This window comes from Haloarchaeobius sp. FL176, assembly GCF_024609245.1.
Taxonomy (GTDB): Archaea; Halobacteriota; Halobacteria; order Halobacteriales; family Natrialbaceae; genus Haloarchaeobius.
Window position 1 is genome coordinate 487,838 of the sequence record NZ_JANJYH010000001.1, and the last position, 25,060, is coordinate 512,897.

Annotated in this window: 22 protein-coding genes; 7 read left to right on the top strand and 15 right to left on the bottom strand. The window is 67.9% G+C overall.

What is annotated here, in order from left to right; all coding sequences use genetic code 11:
• Positions 1-86 precede the first annotated feature (86 nt).
• Together NO978_RS02460 and NO978_RS02465 are read left to right on the top strand one after the other, a co-directional pair.
• On the top strand, positions 87-4,088 hold the full coding sequence (locus NO978_RS02460) for an MMPL family transporter (protein WP_257297927.1): 4,002 nt from the start codon (positions 87-89) through the stop codon (positions 4,086-4,088).
• Positions 4,088-4,870 carry a TrmB family transcriptional regulator gene (locus NO978_RS02465; protein ID WP_257297928.1) on the top strand — a complete coding sequence of 261 codons (783 nt, stop codon included), beginning with the start codon at positions 4,088-4,090 and terminating at the stop codon, positions 4,868-4,870. Before NO978_RS02460 ends, NO978_RS02465 begins: the two co-directional genes overlap by 1 nt.
• A gap of 191 nt (positions 4,871-5,061) precedes the next feature.
• Here the strand turns inward: NO978_RS02465 and NO978_RS02470 are convergent, their stop codons facing one another.
• The 4 genes from NO978_RS02470 to rqcH form a co-directional block, all read right to left on the bottom strand.
• Complete coding sequence (locus NO978_RS02470) at positions 5,062-6,129, bottom strand: mRNA surveillance protein pelota (RefSeq protein ID WP_257297929.1); 1,068 nt, start codon at positions 6,127-6,129, stop codon at positions 5,062-5,064.
• Between the two features lie 405 nt (positions 6,130-6,534).
• Positions 6,535-6,969 (bottom strand): hypothetical protein, encoded by a 435-nt coding sequence (locus NO978_RS02475; RefSeq protein ID WP_257297930.1) that lies wholly within the window; start codon positions 6,967-6,969, stop codon positions 6,535-6,537.
• A gap of 49 nt (positions 6,970-7,018) precedes the next feature.
• Positions 7,019-7,723, bottom strand: a complete 705-nt coding sequence (locus tag NO978_RS02480) for a DUF4013 domain-containing protein (protein WP_257297931.1) — start codon at positions 7,721-7,723, stop codon at positions 7,019-7,021.
• A 33-nt stretch (positions 7,724-7,756) separates the two neighbouring features.
• Complete coding sequence (rqcH, locus tag NO978_RS02485; protein ID WP_257297932.1) at positions 7,757-9,898, bottom strand: ribosome rescue protein RqcH; 2,142 nt, start codon at positions 9,896-9,898, stop codon at positions 7,757-7,759.
• A gap of 95 nt (positions 9,899-9,993) precedes the next feature.
• On the opposite strand from rqcH, the gene NO978_RS02490 reads away from it, so the two are divergent.
• Both NO978_RS02490 and NO978_RS02495 read left to right on the top strand, forming a co-directional pair.
• On the top strand, positions 9,994-10,233 hold the full coding sequence (locus NO978_RS02490; RefSeq protein ID WP_257297933.1) for a hypothetical protein: 240 nt from the start codon (positions 9,994-9,996) through the stop codon (positions 10,231-10,233).
• Positions 10,234-10,295: 62 nt separating this feature from the next.
• Positions 10,296-10,919, top strand: coding sequence for a LysE family translocator (locus tag NO978_RS02495; RefSeq protein ID WP_257297934.1), 624 nt, complete (start codon positions 10,296-10,298; stop codon positions 10,917-10,919).
• Positions 10,920-11,032: 113 nt separating this feature from the next.
• On the opposite strand, the gene NO978_RS02500 is transcribed toward NO978_RS02495, so the two are convergent.
• The 3 genes from NO978_RS02500 to NO978_RS02510 form a co-directional block, all read right to left on the bottom strand.
• Complete coding sequence (locus NO978_RS02500; protein ID WP_257297935.1) at positions 11,033-11,242, bottom strand: hypothetical protein; 210 nt, start codon at positions 11,240-11,242, stop codon at positions 11,033-11,035.
• Between the two features lie 154 nt (positions 11,243-11,396).
• Positions 11,397-11,627, bottom strand: a complete 231-nt coding sequence (locus tag NO978_RS02505; RefSeq protein WP_257297936.1) for a hypothetical protein — start codon at positions 11,625-11,627, stop codon at positions 11,397-11,399.
• 67 nt (positions 11,628-11,694) lie between these two features.
• Complete coding sequence (locus tag NO978_RS02510; protein ID WP_257297937.1) at positions 11,695-13,353, bottom strand: tRNA uridine(34) 5-carboxymethylaminomethyl modification radical SAM/GNAT enzyme Elp3; 1,659 nt, start codon at positions 13,351-13,353, stop codon at positions 11,695-11,697.
• Positions 13,354-13,473: 120 nt separating this feature from the next.
• On the opposite strand from NO978_RS02510, the gene NO978_RS02515 reads away from it, so the two are divergent.
• Positions 13,474-14,193 (top strand): class I SAM-dependent methyltransferase, encoded by a 720-nt coding sequence (locus tag NO978_RS02515; RefSeq protein ID WP_257297938.1) that lies wholly within the window; start codon positions 13,474-13,476, stop codon positions 14,191-14,193.
• A gap of 20 nt (positions 14,194-14,213) precedes the next feature.
• On the opposite strand, the gene NO978_RS02520 is transcribed toward NO978_RS02515, so the two are convergent.
• Together NO978_RS02520 and NO978_RS19875 are read right to left on the bottom strand one after the other, a co-directional pair.
• Entirely contained in the window at positions 14,214-15,164 is a 951-nt protein-coding gene (locus tag NO978_RS02520) for a DUF1028 domain-containing protein (protein ID WP_257297939.1), read from the bottom strand.
• A gap of 71 nt (positions 15,165-15,235) precedes the next feature.
• Positions 15,236-15,664, bottom strand: a complete 429-nt coding sequence (locus NO978_RS19875) for a hypothetical protein (RefSeq protein ID WP_369684093.1) — start codon at positions 15,662-15,664, stop codon at positions 15,236-15,238.
• A gap of 274 nt (positions 15,665-15,938) precedes the next feature.
• Between NO978_RS19875 and NO978_RS02530 the strand changes: the two genes are divergently transcribed.
• Positions 15,939-16,655 (top strand): TFIIB-type zinc ribbon-containing protein, encoded by a 717-nt coding sequence (locus tag NO978_RS02530; RefSeq protein WP_257297941.1) that lies wholly within the window; start codon positions 15,939-15,941, stop codon positions 16,653-16,655.
• A gap of 10 nt (positions 16,656-16,665) precedes the next feature.
• On the opposite strand, the gene NO978_RS02535 is transcribed toward NO978_RS02530, so the two are convergent.
• From NO978_RS02535 to NO978_RS02555, 5 genes are all read right to left on the bottom strand, one after another.
• The gene (locus NO978_RS02535; RefSeq protein ID WP_257297942.1) at positions 16,666-17,610 is read right to left on the bottom strand and encodes an alpha/beta hydrolase; all 945 of its coding nucleotides are present in this window, start codon (positions 17,608-17,610) and stop codon (positions 16,666-16,668) included.
• Positions 17,611-17,760: 150 nt separating this feature from the next.
• Positions 17,761-18,651 (bottom strand): tetrahydrofolate dehydrogenase/cyclohydrolase catalytic domain-containing protein, encoded by an 891-nt coding sequence (locus NO978_RS02540; protein WP_257297943.1) that lies wholly within the window; start codon positions 18,649-18,651, stop codon positions 17,761-17,763.
• Positions 18,652-18,740: 89 nt separating this feature from the next.
• Positions 18,741-20,183: an MATE family efflux transporter gene (locus NO978_RS02545; RefSeq protein ID WP_257297944.1), complete on the bottom strand. Its 1,443-nt coding sequence runs from the start codon at positions 20,181-20,183 to the stop codon at positions 18,741-18,743.
• On the bottom strand, positions 20,183-20,800 hold the full coding sequence (locus tag NO978_RS02550) for a TetR/AcrR family transcriptional regulator (protein ID WP_257297945.1): 618 nt from the start codon (positions 20,798-20,800) through the stop codon (positions 20,183-20,185). The genes NO978_RS02545 and NO978_RS02550 overlap by 1 nt, the downstream gene beginning before the upstream one ends.
• Before the next feature lie 168 nt (positions 20,801-20,968).
• Positions 20,969-22,261, bottom strand: coding sequence for a M48 family metallopeptidase (locus tag NO978_RS02555; protein WP_257297946.1), 1,293 nt, complete (start codon positions 22,259-22,261; stop codon positions 20,969-20,971).
• Positions 22,262-22,376: 115 nt separating this feature from the next.
• On the opposite strand from NO978_RS02555, the gene NO978_RS02560 reads away from it, so the two are divergent.
• Positions 22,377-24,077, top strand: coding sequence for a histidine kinase N-terminal 7TM domain-containing protein (locus tag NO978_RS02560; RefSeq protein WP_257297947.1), 1,701 nt, complete (start codon positions 22,377-22,379; stop codon positions 24,075-24,077).
• Positions 24,078-24,090: 13 nt separating this feature from the next.
• Here the strand turns inward: NO978_RS02560 and NO978_RS02565 are convergent, their stop codons facing one another.
• Complete coding sequence (locus tag NO978_RS02565) at positions 24,091-24,795, bottom strand: SDR family oxidoreductase (RefSeq protein ID WP_257297948.1); 705 nt, start codon at positions 24,793-24,795, stop codon at positions 24,091-24,093.
• Between the last annotated feature and the right edge of the window lie 265 nt (positions 24,796-25,060).

Here is a 25,060-nt window from a genome sequence, read left to right on the forward strand (position 1 = left end):
CAGGGAGTTTGTTAGTAGCGTCATAACAACACCACTGTCGTTATGCTTCGAATACACAGGAAGGCCGGCGGCACGGAGGGCGCCGAATGAAGGCGCTACGCCGGCTCACGGACGGAATCACGTCGTACAGCAAGGTCATCATCGCAGTGATGCTGGTCATGACAGTCGTCCTCGGCGCGGGGGCGGGCAGCGTCAGCAGCGAGTCCGGCCTCAGTCAGTTCGAGAGTGACACGCCGGAGGCCGCCGCACAGACCTACATCGGCGAGAACTTCACCAGCGGCGAGCAGGAGACACAGACCACGCAGGTCATCGTACGGAGCGAGGACGGAAACGTCCTCTCGAAGGATTCCCTGCTCCGCTCGCTCGAGTTTCAGCGGACGTTGCGTGACGACGACGAGATCAACGCGACGCTGATCGACGAGCGACCCATCGTCGGCGTCTCGAACATCGTCGCAATCGCGTCCATCCAGGGCGAGCGCATCGCCGAGCTGGAGGCCCAGGGCGCACAGCTTCAGGCGCGCCAGCAGCAGCTAGAGGAGGACCAGGCGGAGCTGGAGGCCGCCTTCGAGCGGCTTCAGACGGACCGGACGGAACTCCAGCAGCGCAGCGATAGCCTGAACGCGACGGCCGCCCAGCTCGAGGCGGCGCTCGGCGAGGTTCGGCGGAACCCCAACGCGAGCATCCGGACCGAGTGGGAAGGGGTCGAGCCGAACGGCTCGGTCACGCTGAACGAGACGCAGTACGCCGTCTTCGAGCAGGCCGGCGAGGACATCCGCAACGCGACGAACCAGTCGGCAGTCCAGCAGGCGTACCGGCTCGGGACCGTCGGCGTCCTCGAGAGCCAGTACAGCGCCCTCGATGATGAGGGCGAGGCCCTCCAGCAGCGCGCGGCCGAGCTTCAGGAGCGACGCGACTCGCTCAAGGAGCGCGGCGCGGCGCTGGAGGCGGATTTCGCCGCGTTCCAGGAGCAGCAGGCCGCGCTCCAGAACGCCCCGACGCCGACGCTCGCCGAGCAGCGGGCGCAGCTCGAGTCCCTGAACGAGTCGGAGCTCGACTCCGTACTCGGGACTGTTCTGGGCAACAGCGGCGGTGAGGGCGGTAACTCGCCGTTCGCCGGGCAGGCTGTCCGACTGATGGAGAAGGGCTACACGCCCGGCTCGACCGAGGCCAGCGCACGGACGATGGTCATCCAGCAGGCGGCACAGTCCAGTAGCGACGTGGCCGGCGGCGCCGGCGTCAGCGATGCGACCATCGACGCCCAGCTGAAGATGCAGGAGTACGCACAGGACGTGGACTCCGGCGAGGACTACCTCGTCTTCGGCTTCGGCATCATCTCGAACGAGATCAACCAGTCGATGGAGGACTCGCTCGCCATCGTCGGTCCGCTCGCCATCCTGTTCGTCCTCATCACGCTCACTATCGCCTACAGGGACGCGCTCGACATCGTGCTCGGGCTGTTCGGCATCGGCGTGGTGCTGACGTGGACGTTCGGGTTCATGGGCTACCGCGGCATCTCGTTCAACCAGATCATGATCGCGGTCCCGGTGTTGCTCATCGGGCTGTCTATCGACTACGCGATCCACATCTTCATGCGCCAGCGCGAGGAGCGCCTCGACGACGACACGCCGAGTGACGTGCGCGGCTCGATGAGCTACGCGCTGGCCGGCGTCGGCATCGCCCTCATCTGGGTGACGGCGACGACCGTCATCGGGTTCCTCTCGAACCTGACGAGCCCGCTCGCGCCCATCCAGGAGTTCGGCGTGGTCTCCTCCGTCGGTATCGTCGCCGCACTCGTCGTCTTCGGCGCGTTCATCCCCGCGCTGAAGGTCGAGTTCGACGGCTTCTTCGAGAATCGCCTCGGCTGGGACCGCAAGAAGCGCGCGTTCGGGACCGGTGGTGGCCGCTTCAGCCAGGTGCTCGGCGTCGGGTCGACCCTCGCGAAGAAGGCGCCCGTCGCGGTCATCCTCGTCGCGCTGCTGCTCTCCGTCGGCGGCGCGGCCGGCGCGACGCAGGTCGACACGTCGTTCCAGAACGAGGACTTCATCGCGGACGAGCCGCCGAGCTGGATGTACGACCTGCCCGAACCGTTCGTCCCCGGACAGTACACGGCGAAGTCCAACCTCGACTACGTCAACGACAACTTCCAGCGCGAGGACTCGCAGGCGCAGGTGTTGATAAAGGCCGGCGGCGACGGAACCGGCATCGACGACCCCGCCACGTTGCAGGCGTTGCACGAGCAACAGGAACTGCTCGGCGATGGCAGCACCTACCAGACGCCCTTTGTCGGCGCGACCGGTGAGGTCGCCTATCGCTCGCCGCTGACGGTCATGGAGACGGTCGCGGCACAGAACGCCAGCTTCAACGAGAGCTATCGGGCCTCGCTCGGCTCGAACGGCGTGCCCGAGGAGAACGTCACGGCGCTGTACGACCGGCTGTTCGAGGTCGCCCCGCAGCAGGCCGCCGACGTCATCTACCGGACGGAGAGCGGCGACTACGCGGCGATGCGGCTGGTCGTACCCACCGACGCCAGTACGACGACCACCGAGCAGACCGAGGAGATGCGTGCAATCGCGACCGCCATCGAGGACGGCGGCAACTCGGTGTCCGTCATCGCGACCGGCTCGCCGGTCGTCAACGAGGTCGTCCAGAACCAGCTGCTCGACACGGTCATCCAGAGCCTCGTCATCACGCTCGTGGCCGTGTTCGCGTTCCTCATGATCGCCTACCGGGTCACGGAGGGGAGCGCGACGCTGGGCATCGTCACCCTGCTGCCAGTCGCCCTCTCGGTGACGTGGATTCTGGGGACGATGTACCTCATCGGGATGCCGTTCAACGTGCTGACCGGGATGATCACGAGCCTGACGGTCGGGCTGGGGGTCGCCTACAGCATCCACGTCTCCGAGCGGTTCAACCTCGAACTCGGCCGCCGCGACACCAAGTGGGAGGCGATGGACACGACCATCACCGGCACGGGCGGCGCGCTGCTCGGCTCCGCCGCCACCACGGTCGGCGGCTTCGGCGTGCTGAGCTTCGCCATCTTCCCGGCGCTCCAGCAGTTCGGCGTCATCACCGCGCTCACCATCATCTACGCGTTCCTCGCGAGCGTGCTGGTGCTGCCGAGCCTGCTCATCGTCTGGCAGCGCTACCTCGGCCCCGAGGAGACCGAGTCGATGTTCGACGACGACACGGACGACGACGGCGTCGGCGACGCCGTGGCCACTGCCAACGGCGGGACCGACGACCCGACGACGGTGGAGTCGGAGACGAGCGACCCCGCGACCACGCCGGGCGAGACCAGTGAGGCCGACGCGACGGCCGGGGCCGAGCCCGCGACGGCGCAGTCGGACGCCACGTCCGGCACGTCGAGCGACGCGGCAGGGTCCGCGTCCGCGGAGGCCGTCCCCTCCAACGACCTCGACCTCGGCGGGGACGGGAGCGACCTGCACGACGCGACCGAAGCGGAGACTGCGACCGCCACGGGCGAGACGACGAACGACGGCGAGTCGGCCGTCACGGACGCCGAATCACCTGACGAGGCACCCGACACGGCCGCAGTCGGGAGTGCGGCCGCGGCCGGGGTCGCAGTCGACGACGACGACACCCCGACGGCTACCCGCACGGTCTCCGACGAACGTCCCGAGCCCGGCACCGACTTCCAGGTCACGCTGGCCGTCGAGGACGCTCAGGGGCGGGTCGTGCTCTCCGAGACGGTGCCCGGCAGCGGCGGGCGCGTGACGACGCTCTCGCCGACGCCGACCTCGTACTCGATGGTCGGCCGCCGGCTGTACGTCGCCTGGGAGTTCGACGAGCCGACCGAGCTGACGCTGACCTACGAGGCGACCGTCCCGGCCGGCGCGACCGCCGGCGAGGAGCTACCGTTCGACGCGACGCTCTCCTCGGCGGCCGGCGAGACCGGGTTCGACGGCCCCGCCGCGCTGACGGTGACGACGCCGTTCCTGCGCGAGGCGCTCGACGGCCCGGTCACGCGCGAGACGCTCGACCGTGCCAGCGACCTCGCGAGCGACGGCGAGCTCACCACCGACGAACTCGAATCGCTGTACGACCGTTGGCTCGACGGGGAAGAGTGATGTCTGTCGACGAGGACGACGCCATCGAGTCGCTGGAACGCCTCGGTCTCACCAGCTACGAGGGCAAGGTGTTCATCGCCCTGCACAAGCTCGGCACCGGCACCGCACGCGACGTCTCGCGGGTCACGGACGTGCCGCGGTCGCAGGTGTACAGCGTCACCGAGAGCCTCGAGGACCGTGGGCTGGTCGAGGTCCAGCAGTCGAGCCCCATCCAGTACCGCGCGGTCAGCATCGACGAGGCGCGCTCGACGCTGCGCGAGCGGTTCGAGCACGAGTCCGAACGGGCGTTCGACTACGTCGAGACGGTCCGCGATGAGTTCGGCCCCGACCAGGAGGAGGAGCAGGAGGACATCTGGATGGTGCGCGGGCAGGACCGCATCGCGGACCGCGCGGCCGACCTGATACGGCGGGCCGAGCGCTCGGTGCTGTTCGCCGCCCGGTCACCCGAACTCGTCGGCGAGGACATCGACACCGCACTGCGCGAGCGCGCCGACGACGGGCTCGCCGTCGTCGTGTTCAGCGAGGACCCCGCCGTCCGCGCGCTGTACGACGACCACGACGCCATCCGGGCTATCGAGCCGGCGACGGACCACCGCGTCAACGACGAGCACACGGGCCGCGCGCTGCTCGGCGACGACGACATCCTGCTGTTGAGCGTGCTCGGGAACGACGAGGAACTACCGGGAATCAACCGCGAGACCGCGTTCTGGAGCGCCAGAACCGGCTTCGCCGAGGTGCTGGTCCAGCTGGTCGAGACGACCATCTCGCCGGGCGACCGATAGCCGGAATCGAAAGACGGACGGCCAAGATGTGCGGCCGTCCGGGTCCGCATGACAACGGACAGGGGGAGGGGACGGAATCGACGGTTGGCAGGGGTCGTCGTCTCGGCAGTCCGCAACTGCCGGCGGCTGAACGCCGCGAACGCAGCTCGGTCCGCCACGCCCCAATACCCGACGCCAAACAGTGTAGGCGCTTACTCCAGTCGGTACCGCAGCAGCGCCGCGACACCGCCCAGATTCCGGAGCTGCAGCCCCGGGTCGAACTCGCTCGAGAACACCGTTATCTCGCCGCCCTTGCGCTCGACGTCGGTAATCAGGTCGTTCACGTCGATGTCCCACTCGCCGTCGGGGCCGCGCTCCTCGCGCAGCTTCTCGTCCAGGATGAGGAGCTCGTCGATGGCGCCGTACTCCGCCGCCTTCTGGACCTGCTCGGGCCCGTAGGCGGCCTCGTGACCGGTCGCGATGCGCTTCGTCAGTTCGTCGATGGCGTCCGCCTCGGCCGCGATGCGCGTCTCCCGCTGGACGTCCTCGACCGCGCCGCGCTTGAGCACCTCGTGGACCCCGCGGTCGCCGACGGAGGCGGTGTCCACGACGGTCATCTTCTCCGCGAGCTCGGGGTGTTCGGCCTCGATGTGGTCGTAGGCGTCCTGCTTCGTGAAGCCCGGCCCGGCGAGGATGAACGCGTCGGCGTCCATCCGCGCGAGCGCATCGGCGAGCTCGGCGAACAGCTCGTCACGGCCACGGGCGTACTCGCCCTTCCCGGTCGTCCCGGTGAACGTGCCCCGCGACTCGGTGCCGTACTGCGTGACGGTGTGGATGTGCGCCTCGCCCTCCTCGACCGTCGCGATGACGACGTCGGGGTTGTCGGCGGACTCCTCGGCCTCGTCGAGGCGGTCGAGCTGGTCGGGCTTCCAGTCCTTCGTGACCTCGACCTCGTCGTAGTCCTCGACGTTGAGCGTGTGGTGCAGCCCGAGCTGGTCCTCGCGGGAGCAGTCCTCGATGGTGCCCGCGACGCGCAGCCGGTTCGAGAACTTGTGGAACTCGATCTCCTCCACGCCGATGGTGACGTGCATGTGCTCGCGCTCGCCGCCCGTATCGCGCAGCTCCTCGTCGTCGCGCTGGATGCGGCGGGTGGTGTCGCCGGCGACGAGGTCGCCGGGTTCGAGGACGTACTGGAGGTGCCAGAGGTCGTCGAGGCTCTCGGGGACGAGCGTGATGCGCTCGCGGCCGCCCTCGACGCGGACCCGGCTTTTCACCTGCATACGGTCGTGTCGGGTGTCCGGGGCTACATGCCTTTCTGTTCTCCGAGAACATCCAGAAGCTACCGCGGCAGTTCAATCGCTCCGTTCGTCGGCTCGCTCTGGTGGGACCAGTGCTCCGAACAGGGTGATTAGTAGTCCAATTACAAACATTACTACCCAAACAGCGGGATGGTTTTGTTCGAATAGTAGCTTCCCGAAGATAGCCGACTGCGAGGTCATAAGACCAAGAGTCATGACCTTGTTGCTATTGTCCAAGATAGAACTCATGGGTCACACTCAGTTAGCAGCAGCCAACAGTGTCTGCATCAGCTTGCGATAACTTAAGATCGTTGCCATCGCTATCGCGTTTCCAAGTGTCTTGAGTCATGTCGATGCCACTAGTATCGACAGAGAGAACACCATAGCCTAACGCGATACCGTTGAGTTCTGTTTGTATGTTAATGCTACCACGTCGGCTGGATGTAAAGTCGCGTAATCCCACATCCAGCTTGCAGTAGCAAAGTACTGCCCAGTATCGGGATAGTAGTTCAGATCGATACCGAGGTTTAGGTCATCTCTAGGTTGATACCCACTATTCGTTCCAACACGGGTGGAGGGCTCTACCTCTATCTCGGCCATGTGGGAAGCGATATTGAATCCGTTATTCTGTAAAAATTCCTGAGCAGTCGCATGACTATTGGTCCGATGTAGAATTTCCCGAGATTCATCGAATAATCGTCTAACTTCTTCTTCTTCTTCAGGAGTACGCCCGCTAACAGCACTGACCCCCGCAGGAAGCACCGACGCTGCCGCTATACTGGTCAAGAGGCCCCTGCATTTATGGCGATTTCCATCGGCCATATCCTCACGTCCCTATTCGGGAAAATAATATTTTTGGTTTCATATATAGTCAGCTTCGGACGTAGCCGATACCGACCAGTCGCGCCGCAACGACGCTCGCGTACACCGTGACGAGGCCGGCGAGCAGCCCGGCGAGGCTCCGACCCCCGAACAGCTGGCCGGAGACGCCGAGGCCGACGAACGCGACGACCATCGCGGCGGCCCACGCGACGAGGTAGGAGGGGTTCTGGATGATGTACAGCAGCCCGCCGGGGTGGAACAGCGGCGCGTCCTCCCGGTCGAGCCGTCGGGCGACGACGGCGGGGTAGACGTAGCCGACAGCCAGCGCGACGAACATCGAGATGGTCGAACCGAGGAGGACGATGCTGCCCGTCTCCATCGTGATGGTCGCCGGGTCGATGCGGCTCGCGCCCTGGACCGTGACGAGTAGGGTCGCGCCCGGGACGGCGAGGTAGACGGCGGTCACCGCGACGAGCAGGAGTCCGTCACGCAGGCGGTCCCGAACGCTCCCGAACGACGGGAGCGGCGCGTCCCGGTCCGCGACCGTCGACGCGACGACGTGCCGGCAGTAGCCAGCCCAGGCGACGAGCGGGAAGGGGACGACGAGCGCGGGGACGAGCCACGGCGTCGCCGGGTAGAGCGCGACGGCGAGCTGGCCGCAGATGGCGGTCAGGAGCCCGCAGACGAACAGCGCAGCGAGGGCGGCCCGGTCGCTCCCGTCCCGGAACGGGTAGAGGAACGCCTCAGCGACCACGCGTTCCCCTCCGAATCCCGGCCCGAATCACCATCACTCCTCCACGATGCGGCTCCCGCCCGGCGGCAGGAAATGCTGGATGCGGTCGGGGCTTGCGACCTTGCGGACGAACGAGGTGTCGTTGAAGCGCTCGCGGAACTCCCGGTAGATGCGCTTTGCCACGTCGCCCTGGGCGTAGCGGCCCGGCTCGACCGTCATACTCGTCTCGACGGGGTCCGCGATGGCCGCCGGCGGGCCGCCGATGACCCGGGTCGACGGTTCGCACTTGATGCCGACCGCACAGCCGACCGGCGTGTCGCGGAAGTAGGTTCGGTCGCCCCGGATGGCGAAGCCGCCCTTCTCCAGGAACTCGCCGCTCTCGGGCGTCTTCGACACCTGGTCGGCGTCGACCATGTAGACGTCGTCGGCGTAGCGGCCGTCCTTCCAGACCGAGGAGTAGGTGACGGCGAACTGGGCGGCCTGTTCCAGCGTCTCGTCGTCGAACTCGACCTCGCGGGAGGGCTCGCTCGGGTCGGTCGCCTTCAGCACGGTGACGGGGCCGCCGCGGGCCTGCGTGTGGAACACCTTGTCGCCGCCCTCGACGTACTTCTTGACGAGCTCCTCGTTCTGGTCGGCGTCGCGCCCACCGATGACGAGGTAGCCCGTGCTCGTGTGGAACCAGCGGAACCGCTCGTACCACTGCTCGTCGCGGCGGACCGGGATGGACGAGCGGGCGAGCCAGTCCACCTCGCGGTCCTCGTCCTCGTCGTCGATGTCGTCCTCGTCGCGCTCCTCGTAGGCTGCTTTGCGCGCCTCTATCTCCGCCAGGTCCTCGCGGGTGTCCTCGATGGCGGCGAGCGCGCCCTCCTTCTTGCCCTCGATGCGCTTGGCCTCGGTGTAGAGCCGGTCGGCGTTCTTCTCGACGCCGTCTTGCACGTCGACGTCGACGCGAGTGCCGTCGAGTTCGAGCGTCACCGTTCCCTCGGAGCCGTCGACGTCGACGACGGCCTCGGCCTCGGCGATACCCTGCTCCGCACCGGCCTCGAACGTCTCGGCGATGTCGGCCCAGGGCACGTCGTCGTCCCGTGCGTCCCGGACCGTCGAGATGACCTCGTCGACGAGCCCGTAGTTGCCGTAGAGGAGTTCGGCCTTCTCGCGTTCCACCTCGGCCTGCTCCTCGAATCCCTGAATCGCGCCCTCCTGCTGTTCGATGATGCGTTCGTGTTTCTCGATCTGCTCCTGGAAGTCCGGGCCGGTGTCGCCGACCGGCTGGCTCTCGTCGTCCTCGCTCCGGTCCAGCTCGTAGAAGTAGTCGTCGACCGCGCCGTTGAACGTCTCGTAGGCGTCGCTCGCGAGCGCGTCGTCCATCTCGCGCTCCTCCAGTGGGATCGGCGTCACGTCGACGACGTTGCGAGGGGTGTCGCCCGCGTCTCCCTCGTCGTCTGCGACCTCGTAGTACACTCGCGGGTCGAGGTCGGCCGACGAGAGCGACTCGGCGAGGCGCTGGACGGTCTCGTACACCTGCTCGTACTCCTCGTCGCCGGCCTCGGTGATGTCGAGGGTCTTCTCGACGCCGGCACGGGTACACAGCTCCTCGGCCCAGAGCCCACCCCAGTTCAGCTGGGTGGCGAGGGTACGGACGACGTCGGTGTCGGAGTCGTCCATCTTGAGTGCGAAGCCCTCGTAGTCCACGGTCAGCGGGTTGATGCGGGAGTCCGGGAAGCCGTAGGTCGACCCCGGTGCGACCGTGCGGGACTTGAGTCGCACGGTGTCGAGACAGTCGATGACCTCGTACGTCTCGTCGCAGACAGCGACGTTGCCGTGGCCGAACAGCTCGACGATGATCTTCGTGTCGCCGTCCTCGCGGGAGAACTCGAACTCGAGGATGCGGTCGAACTCGTACTGCTCGACGCCCTCGAAGTCCGCGCCAGACAGCCGGTTCCGCAGCATCATCGCGAAGTTCGGCGGCCGACCGGGTGCGTCGGGGACGTGCGTCGGCGCGGCGATGTGGGCGCGCATCACGTCGCCGACCTCCAGGATGAGTTCGACGCGACCCCGGTCGTAGTCGCGCAGCTTCAGCCTGACCAGGTCGTCGCCGTAGAGGTACGCCTTGTCGAGCTTCGCCCCCTTGTAGGCGTTCAGCTCGGAGACGAGCGCGGCGAGGTCGACGCTGGTCAGTTCGCGCTTCGGTTCCATGCTCCCGATTTTTCGTGGCTGGGGTAAGGGCCTGTCGTTCGTGTGTGACGGTGTCGAAAGGAGTTTGCCGCCGATTCCTGTCGGTGTGTACGAATATGTCCGTTCCGACGACAGGTCCCGGCGATGGCGGCTCGCTCCTGCCGGTTCCACCGCGACTGCTCGGACTCGCCACCGTCGCGCTCTCGGTCGTCTCGCTGACCGCGTACGGCGTCTACTGCTCGCTCGTCGGCGACTCGATGCACGCGACCGTCGTCCGGCTCGCCGTCGGATTCGTCGCACTCGGGCTGGTGCTCGTCGCGCGGGACGAGCTCACCGACTTCTTCGAATCGTCGTGACCCTGAGACAGGTTTCGCCCCGAGCGTGACCGCTTTAGGCCGGGGGGCCGTGGGAGGGACACGTGTTTCCGGTCGACCCGTTCGTCGCGTTCGTGCCGGCCGCGGTGGCGCTCGTGCTCGCGCCCGGTCCGGACACCGTGTTCGTTCTGGCACGTGGCGTCAGCGACGGGCGCCGGGTCGGCCTCGCCGCCGCACTCGGAGTGAACACGGGTATCCTCGTCCACACGACCGCGGCAGTGCTCGGGCTCTCGGTGCTCCTCCGGACTGCACCGGTGGCGTACACGGTCGTCAAGTACGTCGGCGCGGCGTATCTGGTCGTCCTCGGCGTTCGGACGCTCGTCTCCGAGGCGGAGTTCGCGGTCGACCCGGAACTGGCGGGCTACAGCGCGGGCCAGGCGTACCGGCGCGCCGTGCTCGTCAACGTACTCAACCCGAAGGTCGCGCTCTTCTTCCTCGCGTTCCTCCCGCAGTTCATCCCCGCGTCGGCGAACGCGACCGTGCTCATGTCCGCCCTCGGTGTCACCTACGCCGCCATCGGGATGGGCTACCTCGGCCTCGTCGCCGCCTTCGCGGGAGTGACGGGACGGCTCCTGGAGACCCGCCCCCTGCTCCAGTCCGGCCTTCGATGGCTCAGCGGGCTGGTCCTCGTCGGCTTCGGCGTCGCGCTCGGAGCCGACTCGGTCTGACGGTGCGACGGGTGTGTTCGACCGCGAGCTGCTGCCCGCGTGTCGCGAGCGCGAGGAGATCCTGTCGCTGCTGGGCTCCAGGGAGTGAACCCGGCGGTCTCAGCTCCCTCGAGTCAGACGAACAGCGCCCCGACCATCAACACGATTCCGAAGAGACCGAGCAGCGCGGAGAGACCGCGTTCCAGCGCGACGCGCCACTCCGCGGGTTCGACTTCCATCGGGTCGCGTTTGCTCCCGATAGCGCCGATCTGCTCGCTGAACAGCGATATTTCGTAGGCGTACCTGTATCCGACCAGCCCGAGGAACGACATCGCGAGTCCCATGAACAACGTATCACTTTTCACGATTGGGAAGTGTCTGGAAAATGACATTTAGCAGATGCGGTTGGTCGTCGTGCACCCGGCGGCAGTAGAGTGGCTGGCGAAACTGAACTACCGACGGTACGTACAATCCCGGATGCTACCAGGCGCGTGGCGGTCAGAGAAGCCCACCCACGACGAGCGCGAGCCCGACGAACGCGACGACTGCACCGGCGAACCGTGTGAGCGCCACGTTCCAGTCGGCCGGCTCCACCTCCTCCATCCGCGTCTTGCTCCCGATGGCGTCGAGCTGCTCGGAGAACCGGGTGAGCCCCTCTGCGTAGTAGTATATTGTCGTGCCGCCGACAAGTGCAAGGAGGCCGAATAACACGTCCTGCGTTGCAGTCATATCTGATTCGTTATGCGTCCGCGACGAAAGTCTTGTGTTCGTCGGCGACCGACCGGTCGGGACCCCCCTACAGCCGCTTGCTCACGTACGGCCCGTCCTGATGGTAGCCCAGCTTCTCGCGGTAGTACTGCCGGACGCCGATACCGGAGATGACCGACAGCTTCCGGTAGCCGGCTTCGCGGGCGCGGCGTTCGGCCTCGGCGAGCAGCCGCCGGCCGTAGCCGCGGTGTTGCTGGTCGCCCTCCTCGCCCGACTGCCCGACGGCGACCTGGTCCCCGTAGACGTGGAGCTCGCGGACGAGCGCGGCGTCTTCGAGCTCGCGGCGAACCGGGTCGTTCGGGAACCGGAGCCGACAGAACCCGACGAGCAGCTCCTGCTCCCTGTCCTCAAAGCTGATGAAGTGCTCCGTCCCGCCCCCGGCCTGGTAGGTGATGGTGTCGAGGGAGACGTCCGTCGGCTCCTCGTCGTTCATGCCGGCCTCGCGACAGCGGATGCAGTGGCAGTCCCAGCCGTGCTCGTCCATCTTCTGCCAGGCGAGCTGGCGCAGGTTCGACTTCCAGACGCCCGCGTCGATGAAGTCGGCGGGGATGTCCCGCTGGACACGCTGGACGCGGGTGTACTTCGGCACCATCGACAGGGCCTCGGCGACCAGTTCCGCGGCCTCCTCGTTCGTGAGCGGGTCGTACTCGTCGCGGTACCACGAGTCGTAGACCCGCGTGCCACGGACCACCAACGTCGGGTAGATCTTCAGGTAGTCGGGCTTCCACTGCTCCTCCTCGAAGATGCGCCGGAAGTCCTCCAGGCACATCGCCTGCGACATGCCGGGCTGGCCGGGCATCATGTGGAAGCCGACCTTGAACGCCGCGTCCCGCAGCCGCCGGTTCGCGTCGACGCTCGCCTGCACGCCGTGGCCGCGGTGCATCTCGCGGTTGATTCGCTCGAAGGTGGTCTGCACCCCGACCTCGACCTTCGTCCCGCCGAGGTCGAGCATCCGGTCGATCTGCTCGGGGTCGCACCAGTCCGGCTTCGTCTCGAACGTCGTCCCGATGTTGCGCACGTCCGCCGTCTCGTTCTCCGCGATGACGTCCTCCAGATACCGGAACTCGTACTCGTCGGGGTCCTGCGCGAAGCTCTCGCCCTCCGCCGGTTCGGGCTCTTTGTCCACGTCGAAGTCGTTCATCGCCTCCAGCGCGCGCTTGACGAACCACTCCTGGTAGTCGTGGCTCCGGGCGGTCATCGTCCCGCCCATCAGGATGAGTTCGGCCTTGTCGACGGGGTGGCCGATCTCGCGGAGCTGTTCGAGCCGCAGGGTCACCTGCCCGTACGGGTCGTAGTCGTTCTGCTCGCCCCGGGCCGCCGCCGGCTCGTGGCCGGTGTAGCTCTGCGAGGAGTCGAACTCGCTGGCCGGGCCGCCCGGACAGTAGAGGCACTTCCCGTGCGGGCACATGTGCGGCGAGGTCATGATGGCGACAGGCGAGACGCCCGACGCCGTTCTGACGGGCTTGCGCCGGAGGACGGCCTCCAGCTCCCCGCGGCGGTCCGGGGGCGCGTAGTCGAGTATCTCCGAGTTCTTCGGCACCTTCGGTGCGCTGTGCTCGGAGCAGGCCGCGAGCTTCGCGGACTCGACGTCGTCGCGTTCGATGTCGCCCGCGAGGATGCCCTCGACGAGGCTCTCGCAGACCGCCTCGAACGCGTCCGAGTTCGTCGGGTCCGTCTCGGTGCTCATTATCCTCTGGTGGCCCCGTGACGGCAAAAAGCGTGTCGTTAGCGAACCCCCGCCGGCAGTGGGAACCGCTCACGTGGCTGCGGTCCCTTTTTCACTCGCCCGCCGCACCGTCGTCCCACGATGACGGACCCGTTCGCCCAGGCCATCCACGACTGCCACTTCGACGAGCTGGCGGGACCGCTCCTGTACCGCAACGGCGAGGAGACCCACGAGGCCGCGGTGGCGGCGGTCTACCTCGACGAGTGGGAACCGGACGGCGAGGCCGGCGACTGGTTCGAGTCCTGGCTCGACGGCCCCTTGCTCGACATGGGCGCAGGCGGCGGCCGCCACGCGCTCTACTTCCAGGAGCAGTTCGAGACCGTCGCCATCGACAACAGCGAGCCGCTCGTGGCGGTGATGCGCGACCGCGGCGTCGCGGACGCCCGCCTCGGCGACATGTTCGCCCTCCGCGAGTCGTTCGAACGGGACCGCTTCCGGTCCGCACTCGCCGTCGGTACCCAGCTGAGCCTCGCTCGCTCCGAGGCCGGCGTCACGGAGTTCCTCGCGGACCTCGCGTACGTCACGACACCCAACGCGACGGCGGTCCTCGACTGCTTCGACCCCGAACACGAGCGCACCCGGGAGATGCTCGACTTCTACGAGGACGCGACCCCCGGCAGGGCCTACCGCGTGCTCCAGTTCGAGTACGACGGCACGCTCGGCGAGCCGTGGCTCTACCGGCTGTTCACGCCGGAGACGCTGCGCGAGCTGACCGTCGGCACCGACTGGCGGGTGGCCGACGTGCGCCGAGGCTCCGGCGAGTGGGACCACAACGTCAACATCGCGCTGGAGAAGTGCTGACGGGGCGTCACCGGCGCTCGCTACTTCCGCTCTAATCGCTGCAGTCCGTGCCAGATGGCGTCGACCATGCGGTCCTCGCCCTCACCTTCGGCGTCGTCCCAGCCCCGCGCCAGTGCGTCCTCCAGGGTCGCGACGCTGTGGTTCTCGAAGTTGTTCATGCCGCGGAAGTCTTCCAGCGCTTCGCGCTCGCCGTCGCCGAACTCGCCGTTTGTGGTGCCGTCGTAGAAGCCGAGGTCGGCCAGCGTCGCGGCGACAGCCTCGGCGGTCTCGCCCGATAGCTCGCGGGTGTCCTCGGGCTCCTCCCGGGCGAGCAGCGTGATGTCGTAGAGCCGGAACACGCGCTCTAACTCGTCGATGGGGTGCTCGTGGTCGTCGACGCGCACGTCGACCCAGCGGTCGTTCTTCCCGTCGTAGCCGCCCTCGGGCTTGGCGACGTAGAGCGCGGCGGACTGCTCACCGCGGGAGTCGCCGCCCGCCTCGTTGCCGGCGTGGAGCGCGGCGATCATGCGCTCGGGGAGGCCGCCGTCGGTCGCCTCGAAGGCGTCGGCCATGGCGGTCAGCGTCTCCCGGTTCTCGAGGATGTTGCCCTGGACGGTGTAGTGCTCGCCCTGGATGTCGCCGTACACGTCGAAGCACTCCTCGCCGGAGAAGGCGGCAACGCTGTCCGCACGGTCGCCGCCGTCGTCGCCGGGCGCTTCGACGATGCCGACCTGTCGCTGCGGGGCCTCGTCGTCGGTGCTCGTCAGTTCGTCGACGGCCTCGGCCGCGGAGTGGCCCGCCCGCAGCAGGTCCAACCCGTCCGGGCCGTAGGCGACGTTCGCGAAGCTCTGCGTGGCGACGGCCCCGGCGTCGGCGCTGACGAACGGGACGACCGCGCCGACGCCGATGAACTTCGACTGGACGGCGACGCCGACCGCGTCCGTCTCGGGGTCGCGGGCCGCAATCGAGAACGTGGCTGGCCGTGGCTGCATGGCCGCCACTGCGACGCCCCGGGGCAAAAGGCTGCGGTCCCCGGCAGCCCAGCCACCCCGGTTCCGTGGCCTCAGTCCGCCGACAGCGCCGCGAGGTGGGTGTCGGCCGCGCTCGTCTCACCCCCCTCGTCGTGCTTCTCGACCGTGAGCGGCTGGCGCGAGACCAGCTCGCAGTCGAAGCCCGGATGCTCGGCGAAGTGCCAGACGAGCATGTGCCGTCGGCCGCCGGTCAGCCCGGTCCGACCTACGTCCTCGGCGGTGAAGCTGTCCGGCAGGCGGTCGTACAGGCGCTCCAGCGCGTCGACGCGCTCGAACACCTTGCTGTGGCCCGCCGAGTCGGCTCCGCGCCGGGCGACGACGTAGCTGCCGTCTTCCCGGTGGGTGCCGGTCGTGTGGACGAACTCGTGGGTCCGTGTCAGTGCGTCGGCGAGCTGGTCGCGTAGCTCGGCGGCGGTGTCGTGCGTCAGAACGTAGTCCTCTCCGTCGACTGCCAGTCGCAGCCCGTCGTCCGTGCGGACGACCGTCGGTGTGTCAGTTCCGTCGGAGAATTTCTCGACCAGCCGCTTCTGTGCGACTTCCTCTATCCTCGGGTGTCTCCGTGGACATCGTACCTCCCCGTTGTGCCCCGTCCGGCATGAACGTGGTGGTCGTGCAGGTCCGACTGTACGACCGGGATGGACTGGCCTTCGTCGGTGCTGTGGATGCCACCCCGAGACGGCTCCGGAGTACAGAACCCGACAACCTTTCCCCGCACCGACCGAACACCCGACCAACATGGAGATCCGGGGCGAGCGCGAGTGCAAGGAGTGCGAGACGCAGTGGTCGTACTACGAGACCGGGAGCGTCTCGTGCCCGGAGTGTGGGAGCATGCACAGCGTGGGTGTCGACGACGACCGGAAGCTGCACACGTCCCAGTCCGTCGAGCTCGACCTCACCGAGGCACCCGAGCGGTTCGAGAACGAGCCGGAGGACGAGGCACTGCGGTCGGTCGCGGAGACGGCCCGGACGTACCAGCGAAAGCGCGGGTTCGTCGACGCGGGCGAGCTCCGCGAGCTGGACGACGACTACCTGGTGGCAGGGGAGCTGCGCCACGTCGCGGACCTCGTGAACCGCTCGTTCGACCCGAGCGACGACGAGGAGTGGTACCTGCTGCGATTGCTCCAGGGGGACACGCAGGGCCGGCCCGAACCGGCGGACGTGCCCGAGTCCCTCCGCGAGGCACGCGGGCTCGCCGCCGCGGACGCGGTGCGGAAGTACCGCCGGGAGCTGCGAGACTGGCTGGACGCGAACGACGTCGAACCGGACCGACCGACCACGCAGGTGTTCGCGTCGCTGGACGAGCGGGCGAAGCGGATCCGCGCACTCGAGGGCGACGTGCCGCCCCGGGAGGCCGACGCGCTGGTCGAGGCGCTCCGCGAGGTCGTCACGTACGTCAGGGACGACGACGAGGTGGCGCTGTCGCGGGCACAGGACCGGCTGGCCGACGACTGACCGACCGTTTTCAGGCGTTCCGGTCCCCGAGCACTCTCGCGATTTCCTCGATGCCGGCGCGTGCGGTGTCGACGCCGGGGTCGCCGAGCATGGAGATGAATCCGTGTACCATCCCCTCGAACTCGCGGTAGGTGGTGTCGACGCCGGCCGCCTCGAGCCGCTCCGCGTAGGCCCGACCCTCGTCTCGCAGGGGGTCGAACCCCGCGGTGATGACGAGCGCTGGCGGCACCCCTGAGAGGTCACGCGCCTGCAGCGGGAACGCGAGCGGGTTGTACGCGTCGAACTCGTCCGCGATGTACTGCTCGAAGAACCACTCCATGTCGGCGGTTTCGAGGAAGTAGCCCTCGGCGTTCGCTTCGCGGGAGGGGAACGTCTCGGGGTCGGCATCGGCGGCCGTCGCCGGGTAGACGAGGCACTGGTGGTCGATGTCGGGGCCGCGGTCGCGGGCGAGCAGGCAGGTGACGGCGGTGAGTGTGCCGCCCGCAGAGTCGCCCGCGACGGCGAGGAACCCGTTCCCGCCCAGTTCGTCCAGGTGGTCGCTGGCCCACTCGGTGGCGGCGTGGGCGTCCGCGACGGCGGCGGGGAACGGGTGCTCGGGTGCGAGCCGGTAGTCGACGCTCACGACGACCGCCTCGGCCTCGTTCGTCAGCGCGCGACAGACCGCGTCGTGGGTGTCGAGGTTCCCGATGACGAAGCCACCACCGTGGAAGAAGACGACCGTCGGATGCGGGCCCTCGCTCTCCGGCCGATAGATCCGGACCGGGATATCGCCGCCCGGGCCCGGGATCGTCCGGTCCTCGACAGCGTCGACGGGCTCCTCGCCGGCGGCCCGGGCGAACAGCGGGTCCATGGTCGCGCGGGCCTGCTGCGGGCTCATCTCGTGTGGCTTCGGCGCGTCCATCGACTCGATCATCGTCAGGAGCGCCTGTACCTGTGGATGGGGTTCGTCGGCCATGGAACTGGGTACGGCTGGAACTGCCAAAACAGTTGCAGTGGTGCCACCCCGGGACCGGCAGCCCCAGTACGCCGAGGACGCGAGTGCCAGCGCACCGCGTTCGTCGAGCCTGGGGCCGGTCGCCGTGGCGGGGCCCGGACGCCGACCGCACTACAGCTCGATGTCGACGCCGGACTGCAGGCTCGCGGCCTTGACCGTGTTGTACAGCAGCATCGTGATTGTCATCGGGCCGACGCCCCCGGGCGACGGCGAGATGACAGACGCCTTCTCCTTCGCGCTCTCGAAGTCGACGTCGCCGGTGAGCTCGTAGCCCTTCTCGGTGTCGGCATCGACGCGGTTCGTGCCCACGTCGATGACGACCGTCCCCTCGCTCAGCATGTCGCCGGTGAGCATCTCGGGGCGGCCGACGGCGGCGACGACGAGGTCGGCGTTCCGGGTCTTCTCGGCGAGATTCTGCGTCCGGGAGTGACAGACCGTCACCGTGGCGTTGCCGCCGTCGGCCTTCTGCATGAGCAGGTTCGCCATCGGTTTGCCGACGATCTCGGAGCGACCGAGGACGACCGCGTCCATGCCCTCGGGGTCGACGTCGGCCGACGCCAGCATCTTCTGGATGCCGTGTGGGGTACAGGGCTTGAACCGCGGATTGCCGCTGACGAGCCGGCCGACGTTCTCGGGATGGAAGCCATCGACGTCCTTCAGCGGGTCCACGCGGGAGAGCACCTCCCGCTTTGGTACGTGGTCGGGCAGGGGCATCTGGACGAGGATACCGTGGATAGCGGGGTCGTCGTTGAGCTCGTCGATGGTCTCGTACAGCGCCTCGGCGGGTTCGTCGGGGTCGATCTCGACGGTGGTGCCGTCGATACCGACCTCGTCGCAGGCGCGCTGTTTCATCGAGACGTACGTCGCCGAGCCGTCGTCGCCGCCCATGAGCACCGTCGCCAGCCCGGGGGTGACGCCCTCGGCCTCGAGGTCGTCGATGGCCGCGCGCACGTCGTCCCGGACGGATTCTGCGACCGCGTTGCCGTCGATGACGTGTGTCATTACGCTGGAGTTGGCCGACGGCCCCCTTCAATCCTCGGGTTCGTGCTCAAAACAGCTCTTCGAATCTCGTTTCTATACAAGAACGTGCATCAGTCGTCGGTCGCGGCGGCCTCCGGGGCTGTCTCGCCGCGGACGTCGCCCTGTCGCCACGAGCCCTGCCTGATGAGGGCGAACGCGATGAGCGCGCCGGCGACGTTGGAGACGACGAACGACGCCCAGATGCCCGCCTGGCCGGTCGCGTAGGGTGCCCAGCTGGCGAACGGCTCCATGGACCTCGAGAGCACGTACGCGATGGGTAGCCGGATGATGCCGAGCATCATGATGGAGACGGTCGCCGAGAGCATCGTCTTCCCGGAGCCGCGGAGCGTGCCGTTGTAGGCCCGCATCATCCCGATGAAGCCGAACGTCGGCGCGACGACCCGGAGGAAGGTGACCGCGATGTCGGTCGCCTCCTCGTTCGGTGACAGCGGCGCGACGATGGGCTCGGTGAACGCGAACACGAACAGCGCGACCGCCGACAGGATGAGGAACATCGCGATGGCGGCGGTGTGGGCGGTGCGCTCCGCGCGGTCGCGCTTGCCAGCCCCGATGTTCTGCCCGACCATCGTCTCGACACCCTGCCCGACCGCGATGGCGGGCAGGAAGATGACGCTGAAGATGCGGATGCCGACCCCGAAGGCCGCGACGAACGTGTCGGTGAAGATGGCGACGACGACGAGCATCAGGTTCACCGAGATGGAGCGCCCGGTGCTCTCGACCGATGCGGGCAGGCCGATACTGAGCATCTTCCGGAAGAACTGCAGGTCCGGCTTCATCTGCGAGAGGTGTATCTCGACGCCATGCTTCCCCTGGAAGAGGATGCCGAGGCCCACGGCGGTCGCGAGGGCCCGGGAGATGACCGTCGCGATGGCCGCGCCCTGGACACCCAGTCCGTCCGGGATGGGGCCGAACCCGAAGATGAACAGCGGGTCGATGGCGACGTTGAGGACGACCGTGCCGAACATGACGATCATCGGTGTCACCGTGTCGCCGTAGCCCCGCATCAGCGAGATGAACACGAAGAAGCCGAACATGAACGGCATGCCGAGTGCGATGACCTCCATGTAGTTCGTCGCCTCGCGGAGCACGTCGCCCCGCGCGCCGAGGAACCACAGCACCTCGTCGATCAGGAAGTAGCCGGCGACGCCGAGCAGCGCCGAGGCGACGAGCGAGAACGACACCGTCTGGGAGGCGGCGTACTCGGCTTCCGCCTCCTCCTCCGCACCGGTGTGCTGGGCGACGAGGACGCTGCCCGCCACGGAGAGTCCCATGCCGAGGGAGATGAGCAGGAACACCATGGGGAAGCCGAACGTGATGGCCGCGACTGCCGTCTCGTTCAGCTGTGCGAGCCAGAACGTGTCCGCCAGGTTGTACGCCGTCTGGAGCAGGTTCGTGATGACGATGGGCAGCGCAAGCAGGAACAGCGGCTTGCCGATGCCGCCGGAGGTCAGGTCCAGTTCGTCCTGCCCGCGGAACACGTCGAAGATGCCCATCAGGCCTCACCCCTGTACAGTCGGGCGTCGAGGTACGTCTGAAGCTCGGCGCGCGCCGCCCCGACCCCGCCGTCGTCGTCCCGGGTGACCCGCTGGATGCGGACGCCGTTGACCGTCGTCAGCAGGAACTCGGCAGCCCGCGTCGGGTCGACCTCGTGGAAGGCACCTTCCTCGATGCCATCCGCGATGATCTCGGCGAACTGCTCCCGCAGCGCGTGGTCGTGTTCCGTGAACCGCTCGCGGTAGGCGGCGTCGTGTGGCGCCTGCCCGCGTAGCTCCTCCATCGCGGCGGTGAACGCTGCCGTCTCCTCGTCGAGTTCGACCGCGGCGACCCGGTCGAGCAACGTCTTCAGGCGTGCCTGCGGGTCCTGCTCCTCGCGGCACTCTGCCTTCGCCTCCCAGTGCTCCAGCATGAACCGCAGAAAATCCACGAGGAGGTCGTCCTTACCGTCGTAGTGGTGGTAGAGGAGGGACTTCGACTTCTCGAACTCGTCGCCGATCCGCTGTATCGTCAGGTTCGCGTAGCCGTGGCTCGTAAGCGCGTCGTACGTGGCCCGCATGATGGCGGCCCGCGTGTCGTCTTCGGCGGCGGCGGCGAACCGGCTGGTGTCGCCCATCGTTGAATGAATGTTCAATCAGCCAGCTACAAAAGTAGCCTGTTCCCGGGTGGTGGTGGGTGAATATCAGCAGCATGCGGAGTGGTGACAGGGGAGAACAGTCAGCGACTGTAACCGTCGCAGTTCGGGTGAACCTGTCGCGACCGCTCGAAGTCTACAGGAACCGCTTCAGGCCGACGGCGTCCCGTCGCCTGCAGTCTCGTCGGTCGAGCCGGTCGCCTCTTCGTCCATCTCCTGCACGTACCGGATGCGCTCGGGGATGGGCGGGTGGTCGTGGTGGAACGTCTCGTACAGCGGATGCGGGAACGGGTTCTGCATGTTGTCCGCCGCGAGGGCGGCGAGCGCGTTCGCCATCGGGGCCGCGCCCATCGTCTCGACGGCGAACGCGTCGGCTTCGCGTTCGTAGGCCAGCGAGAGGTAGTTCTGGAGCGGGGCGCTCAGCTGCAGGACGGGGCCGACGAGCAGGACGGCGACGAACAGTCCGGCGTAGGTCGCCTCCGTGGGGAAGCCGAACAGGTCGAACACCCAGGGCTGGCCCGCGAGGTAGCCCAGTGCGGCGAAGACGACGGCGAACTGCACCGCCGAGAGCGCGATGAACTTCGGGATGTGCTTTCGCTTCCAGTGGGCCAGCTCGTGGGCGAGCACGGCCTGTATCTCGTCGTTCTCCATCGACTCGACGAGTGTGTCGTACAGCACGACCCGCTTCGTGCGGCCGAACCCGACGAAGTAGGCGTTCGAGTGGCCCGACCGCTTGCTGGCGTCCATCTCGTACACCTGCTCGCAACGGAAGCCGGCACGCTCGAACACCTCGTCGACGGCGTCCCGGAGGTCGCTCTCCTCCACGGGGGTGAACTCGTTGAACAGCGGGTCGATGACCCGCGGTTTGAGCACCAGCATCGCGACGGAGAAGCCGACGACGAGCGCCCAGCCGGCGACGGGCCAGTACTGGACGTTCTCGACGAACCAGAGCACGGCGGCGGTGAGCCCGCCGACGATGACGAGGCTCAGGACCGTGCCGAGGAGGTAGTCCCGGAGCCAGAGCGTCGGCGACTGGTTGTTGAAGTCGAAGGCCTCCTCGACGACGAACGTGCTGTACAGGTCGAACGGGGCACCCAGGACCCGCGTCGCGAGCAGCGCGAGGACGACGAAGGCGATCCCCTGAAGCAGCGGCGACAGGCCCGTCTCCGTCAGGGCGACGACGACCTCCGTCACGAGGCCGGAGTACAGGGCGAGCAGCAGGAACCCGAGCGTCGTCACCGTCTCCAGCAACGAGAGCCCGACGCGAGCACGCTGGTAGTCGAGTACGGACCCGATGTCCTCGACGCCGAGCGTCTCGCGCATCCAGTCGGACCGGACGCGGGCGGTCCGTGCGCCGTACCGGACGTTGACTATCGAGAGCCCGGCGAAGAACAGCTCCGTCCCGACGACGAGAGCGACGAACAGGGCGTGGTACGCGAGCATCGGTGTTCGGTAGGAGCGGCCCGTCGAAAACGCTGGCGGTCGGCGCCCCGGAAGCCCTCGTCCCGGCCGACGGGGGCCGGAACCCGCAAGTAGTTGCAATCGGTAGCCGCAGGTAATGAGTCCGTTCGGCTGGCCCGCCCTGCTCGCCCTGGTGGCGGGCGTAGTGAACCTCGCCTTCTTCGGCTACGTCCTGCGGTTCGCGGACAAGCCCGGCGGGCGGTCGTTCCTGGTCGTCATCGCGGGCCAGGTACTGGTCTGCTGCTCGCAGGCGGTCGCCATGCTGGTCTTCGACCAGGTCACCCGCGAGGTGCTGGAGTCGCTGTTCTGGGTCGGCGCGGCCGTCATCGTCGTGGGCTACGTCGCCTTCGCCTTCGAGTACACGGGCCGGGGGCAGGCCCTCCGGCGGCCGTGGTTCGCGCTGCTGGTCGTGGACGCCGCCGCCTTCAGCGCGGTCGTCGTCACGAACCCGCTCCACCAGCTCGCCTGGCGCTCGTTCACCGTCGTCCCGACCGAGGGCGTCGCCTCGGCCGACTACGCCGTCGGCTTCCCGTTCTACCTCCAGTTCGTGCTGCTCGCGGCGGCCCTGACCCTCTCCGTCTTCCTCCTCATCGACACCGTGCTCAGCTACGGCCCGCTCTACCGGACACAGGCCATCGCCATCGCGCTCACACCGATCCCGCCGCTGGCCGCCGTCGGGTTCTGGCTGCTCGAACTCGGCCCGTACCCCGAGCTTAACTTCGTCGCCGTCGCGTTCATCCCCCACGTCGCGCTGGACGCCTACGCGCTGTTCCGGAGCGAGATGTTCGCGCTCAACCCGGCGACGCGACGGACGGGCGAACGCGCGGCCATCGACGACCTCGGCAGCCCGGTCCTCGTCGTCGACGAGACGAACCACATCGTCACGCTCAACCCGGCCGCCGAGTCGCTGCTCGGGGCAGACAAGCAGGCCGCACTCACCGACCCGCTCGACGACTACCTCGCCATCGACGCCACCACCGAACGGACCGGCGAACGCCGCGTGAGCACGCACGCGGACGGCGAACGAGTTACGTTCACCGTCGTCGTCACGCCCCTGACCGGCCCCAGTGACACGACCCTCGGCTACACGGTCGTGCTGCAGGACGTGACCGACGAGCTCGCCCGGGAACAGCGCCTCGCGGTGCTCAACCGCGTCCTCCGGCACAACCTCCGGAACGACCTGACTGTCGTCCAGGGCTACCTCGGCGAGGTTCGCGACCGGACCGACGACCCCGAGCTGGAGACGATGCTCGGGACCGTGGCCGACGAGACCGACAGCCTGCTCGCCCTCGGCGAGAAGGCCCGCGACATCGAACGCACCATGGACCGTGACGTGCGCGTCGAACCCGTCGCCGTCAGCGAGCTCGTCGACGAGGTCCTAGCCACCGTCGACGCCACCGACGTCGCCCTCGCCGTTCCCGACGACCTCCAGCTGGAGACGGACCCGGCGCTGCTCCGGACCGTGCTCTCGAACCTCGTCGACAACGCCCTCGAACACGGCACCGGGGAGCCGTCGGTCACCGTTGCACTCGCCGAGACCGAGTCCGACCGGGGGCGCGACGCCGTCTTCACGGTCAGCGACGACGGCCCCGGCATCCCCAACCACGAGTTAGAGGCGCTCCACCGGGAGGAGGAGTCCGCACTCGACCACGGGAGCGGGCTTGGCCTCTGGCTCGTCAGCTGGAGCGTCGACGTGCTGGGCGGGGACCTGTCGTTCGAGACCGGCGAGAACGGGACGACGGCACGTGTACGGCTGCCCGGCGTGCTCGACGGGGCAGGCGACGACGGTGTGAGGTGAGTCGCCGGCCGTCTCAGGCCTCGCCGTACACCGGCACCGCCGCGCCGCTCGTCGGCGACGCCGCCTCCGAACAGAGCAAGAGCATGACCTGCGCCGCGTCGGCGGGGTCGACCCAGTCGTCGCTCGGCGTCATCATCTCGCGGTTCATCGGCGTGTCGAGCACCGACGGCATCACGCAGTTCGCCCGCACGGTGCCGAGGTTCTCCTCGGCGACGGTCTCCGTGAGCAGCCGGATGCCCGCCTTCGTGATGCGGTACGGGCCGTCGCCCTCGCCGCCCGACAGCGAGGAGCGCGCGGACACCGAGACGATGGACCCCGTCGACTCCTGAAGGTGCGGCAGCGCGTGTTTCGTCGCGAGGAAGGCCGTCTTCAGGTTCACGTTCCACAGCAGGTCGAACTCCGAGAGCGGGGTGTCTTCGACGTGGTCGCCACCGCGCCAGGTGCCTGCGATGTTCGCGAGGTGATCGATGCCCCCGTGGTCCTCGACCACCTGTTCCATCAGCGCCTCGACCTCGGCCTCGTCGGTGAGGTCGGCCTGGTAGAACGTCGTCCCCGCGTCGGGGTCGAGCTGTGCGTCCTCGTCGCCCGGGTCGACCACGTCCACGGCACAGACGGTCGCGCCGGCGTCGCGGAACGCGTCCACGACGGCACTGCCCAGCGCACCAGACGCGCCGGTCACGATGGCGACACGGTCCGAGAAGTCGAAGCTGACGGCCATACGATGGTGAAAGCGCGCGGACGTCAAAGAAGCTCGGTCGAGCGACCCCGCCCAGAGTCCGACAGGTCAGCCCGCGAGCAGCGCGTCGGCCGGATCGCGAGGGGACGTTCACGCAGACGGAGTGGCGGCGTTCGCCACCGACGACCCGAGAGAGCATCCATGGAGTTCTTGGTCCGGTCGTTCACGCGGTCGGCACGAAGGGCTTCGGGCCGGTCCGGAACGAGCTATCGACAGCTACAAACCGGCGACGGACCGAGAGACTCGA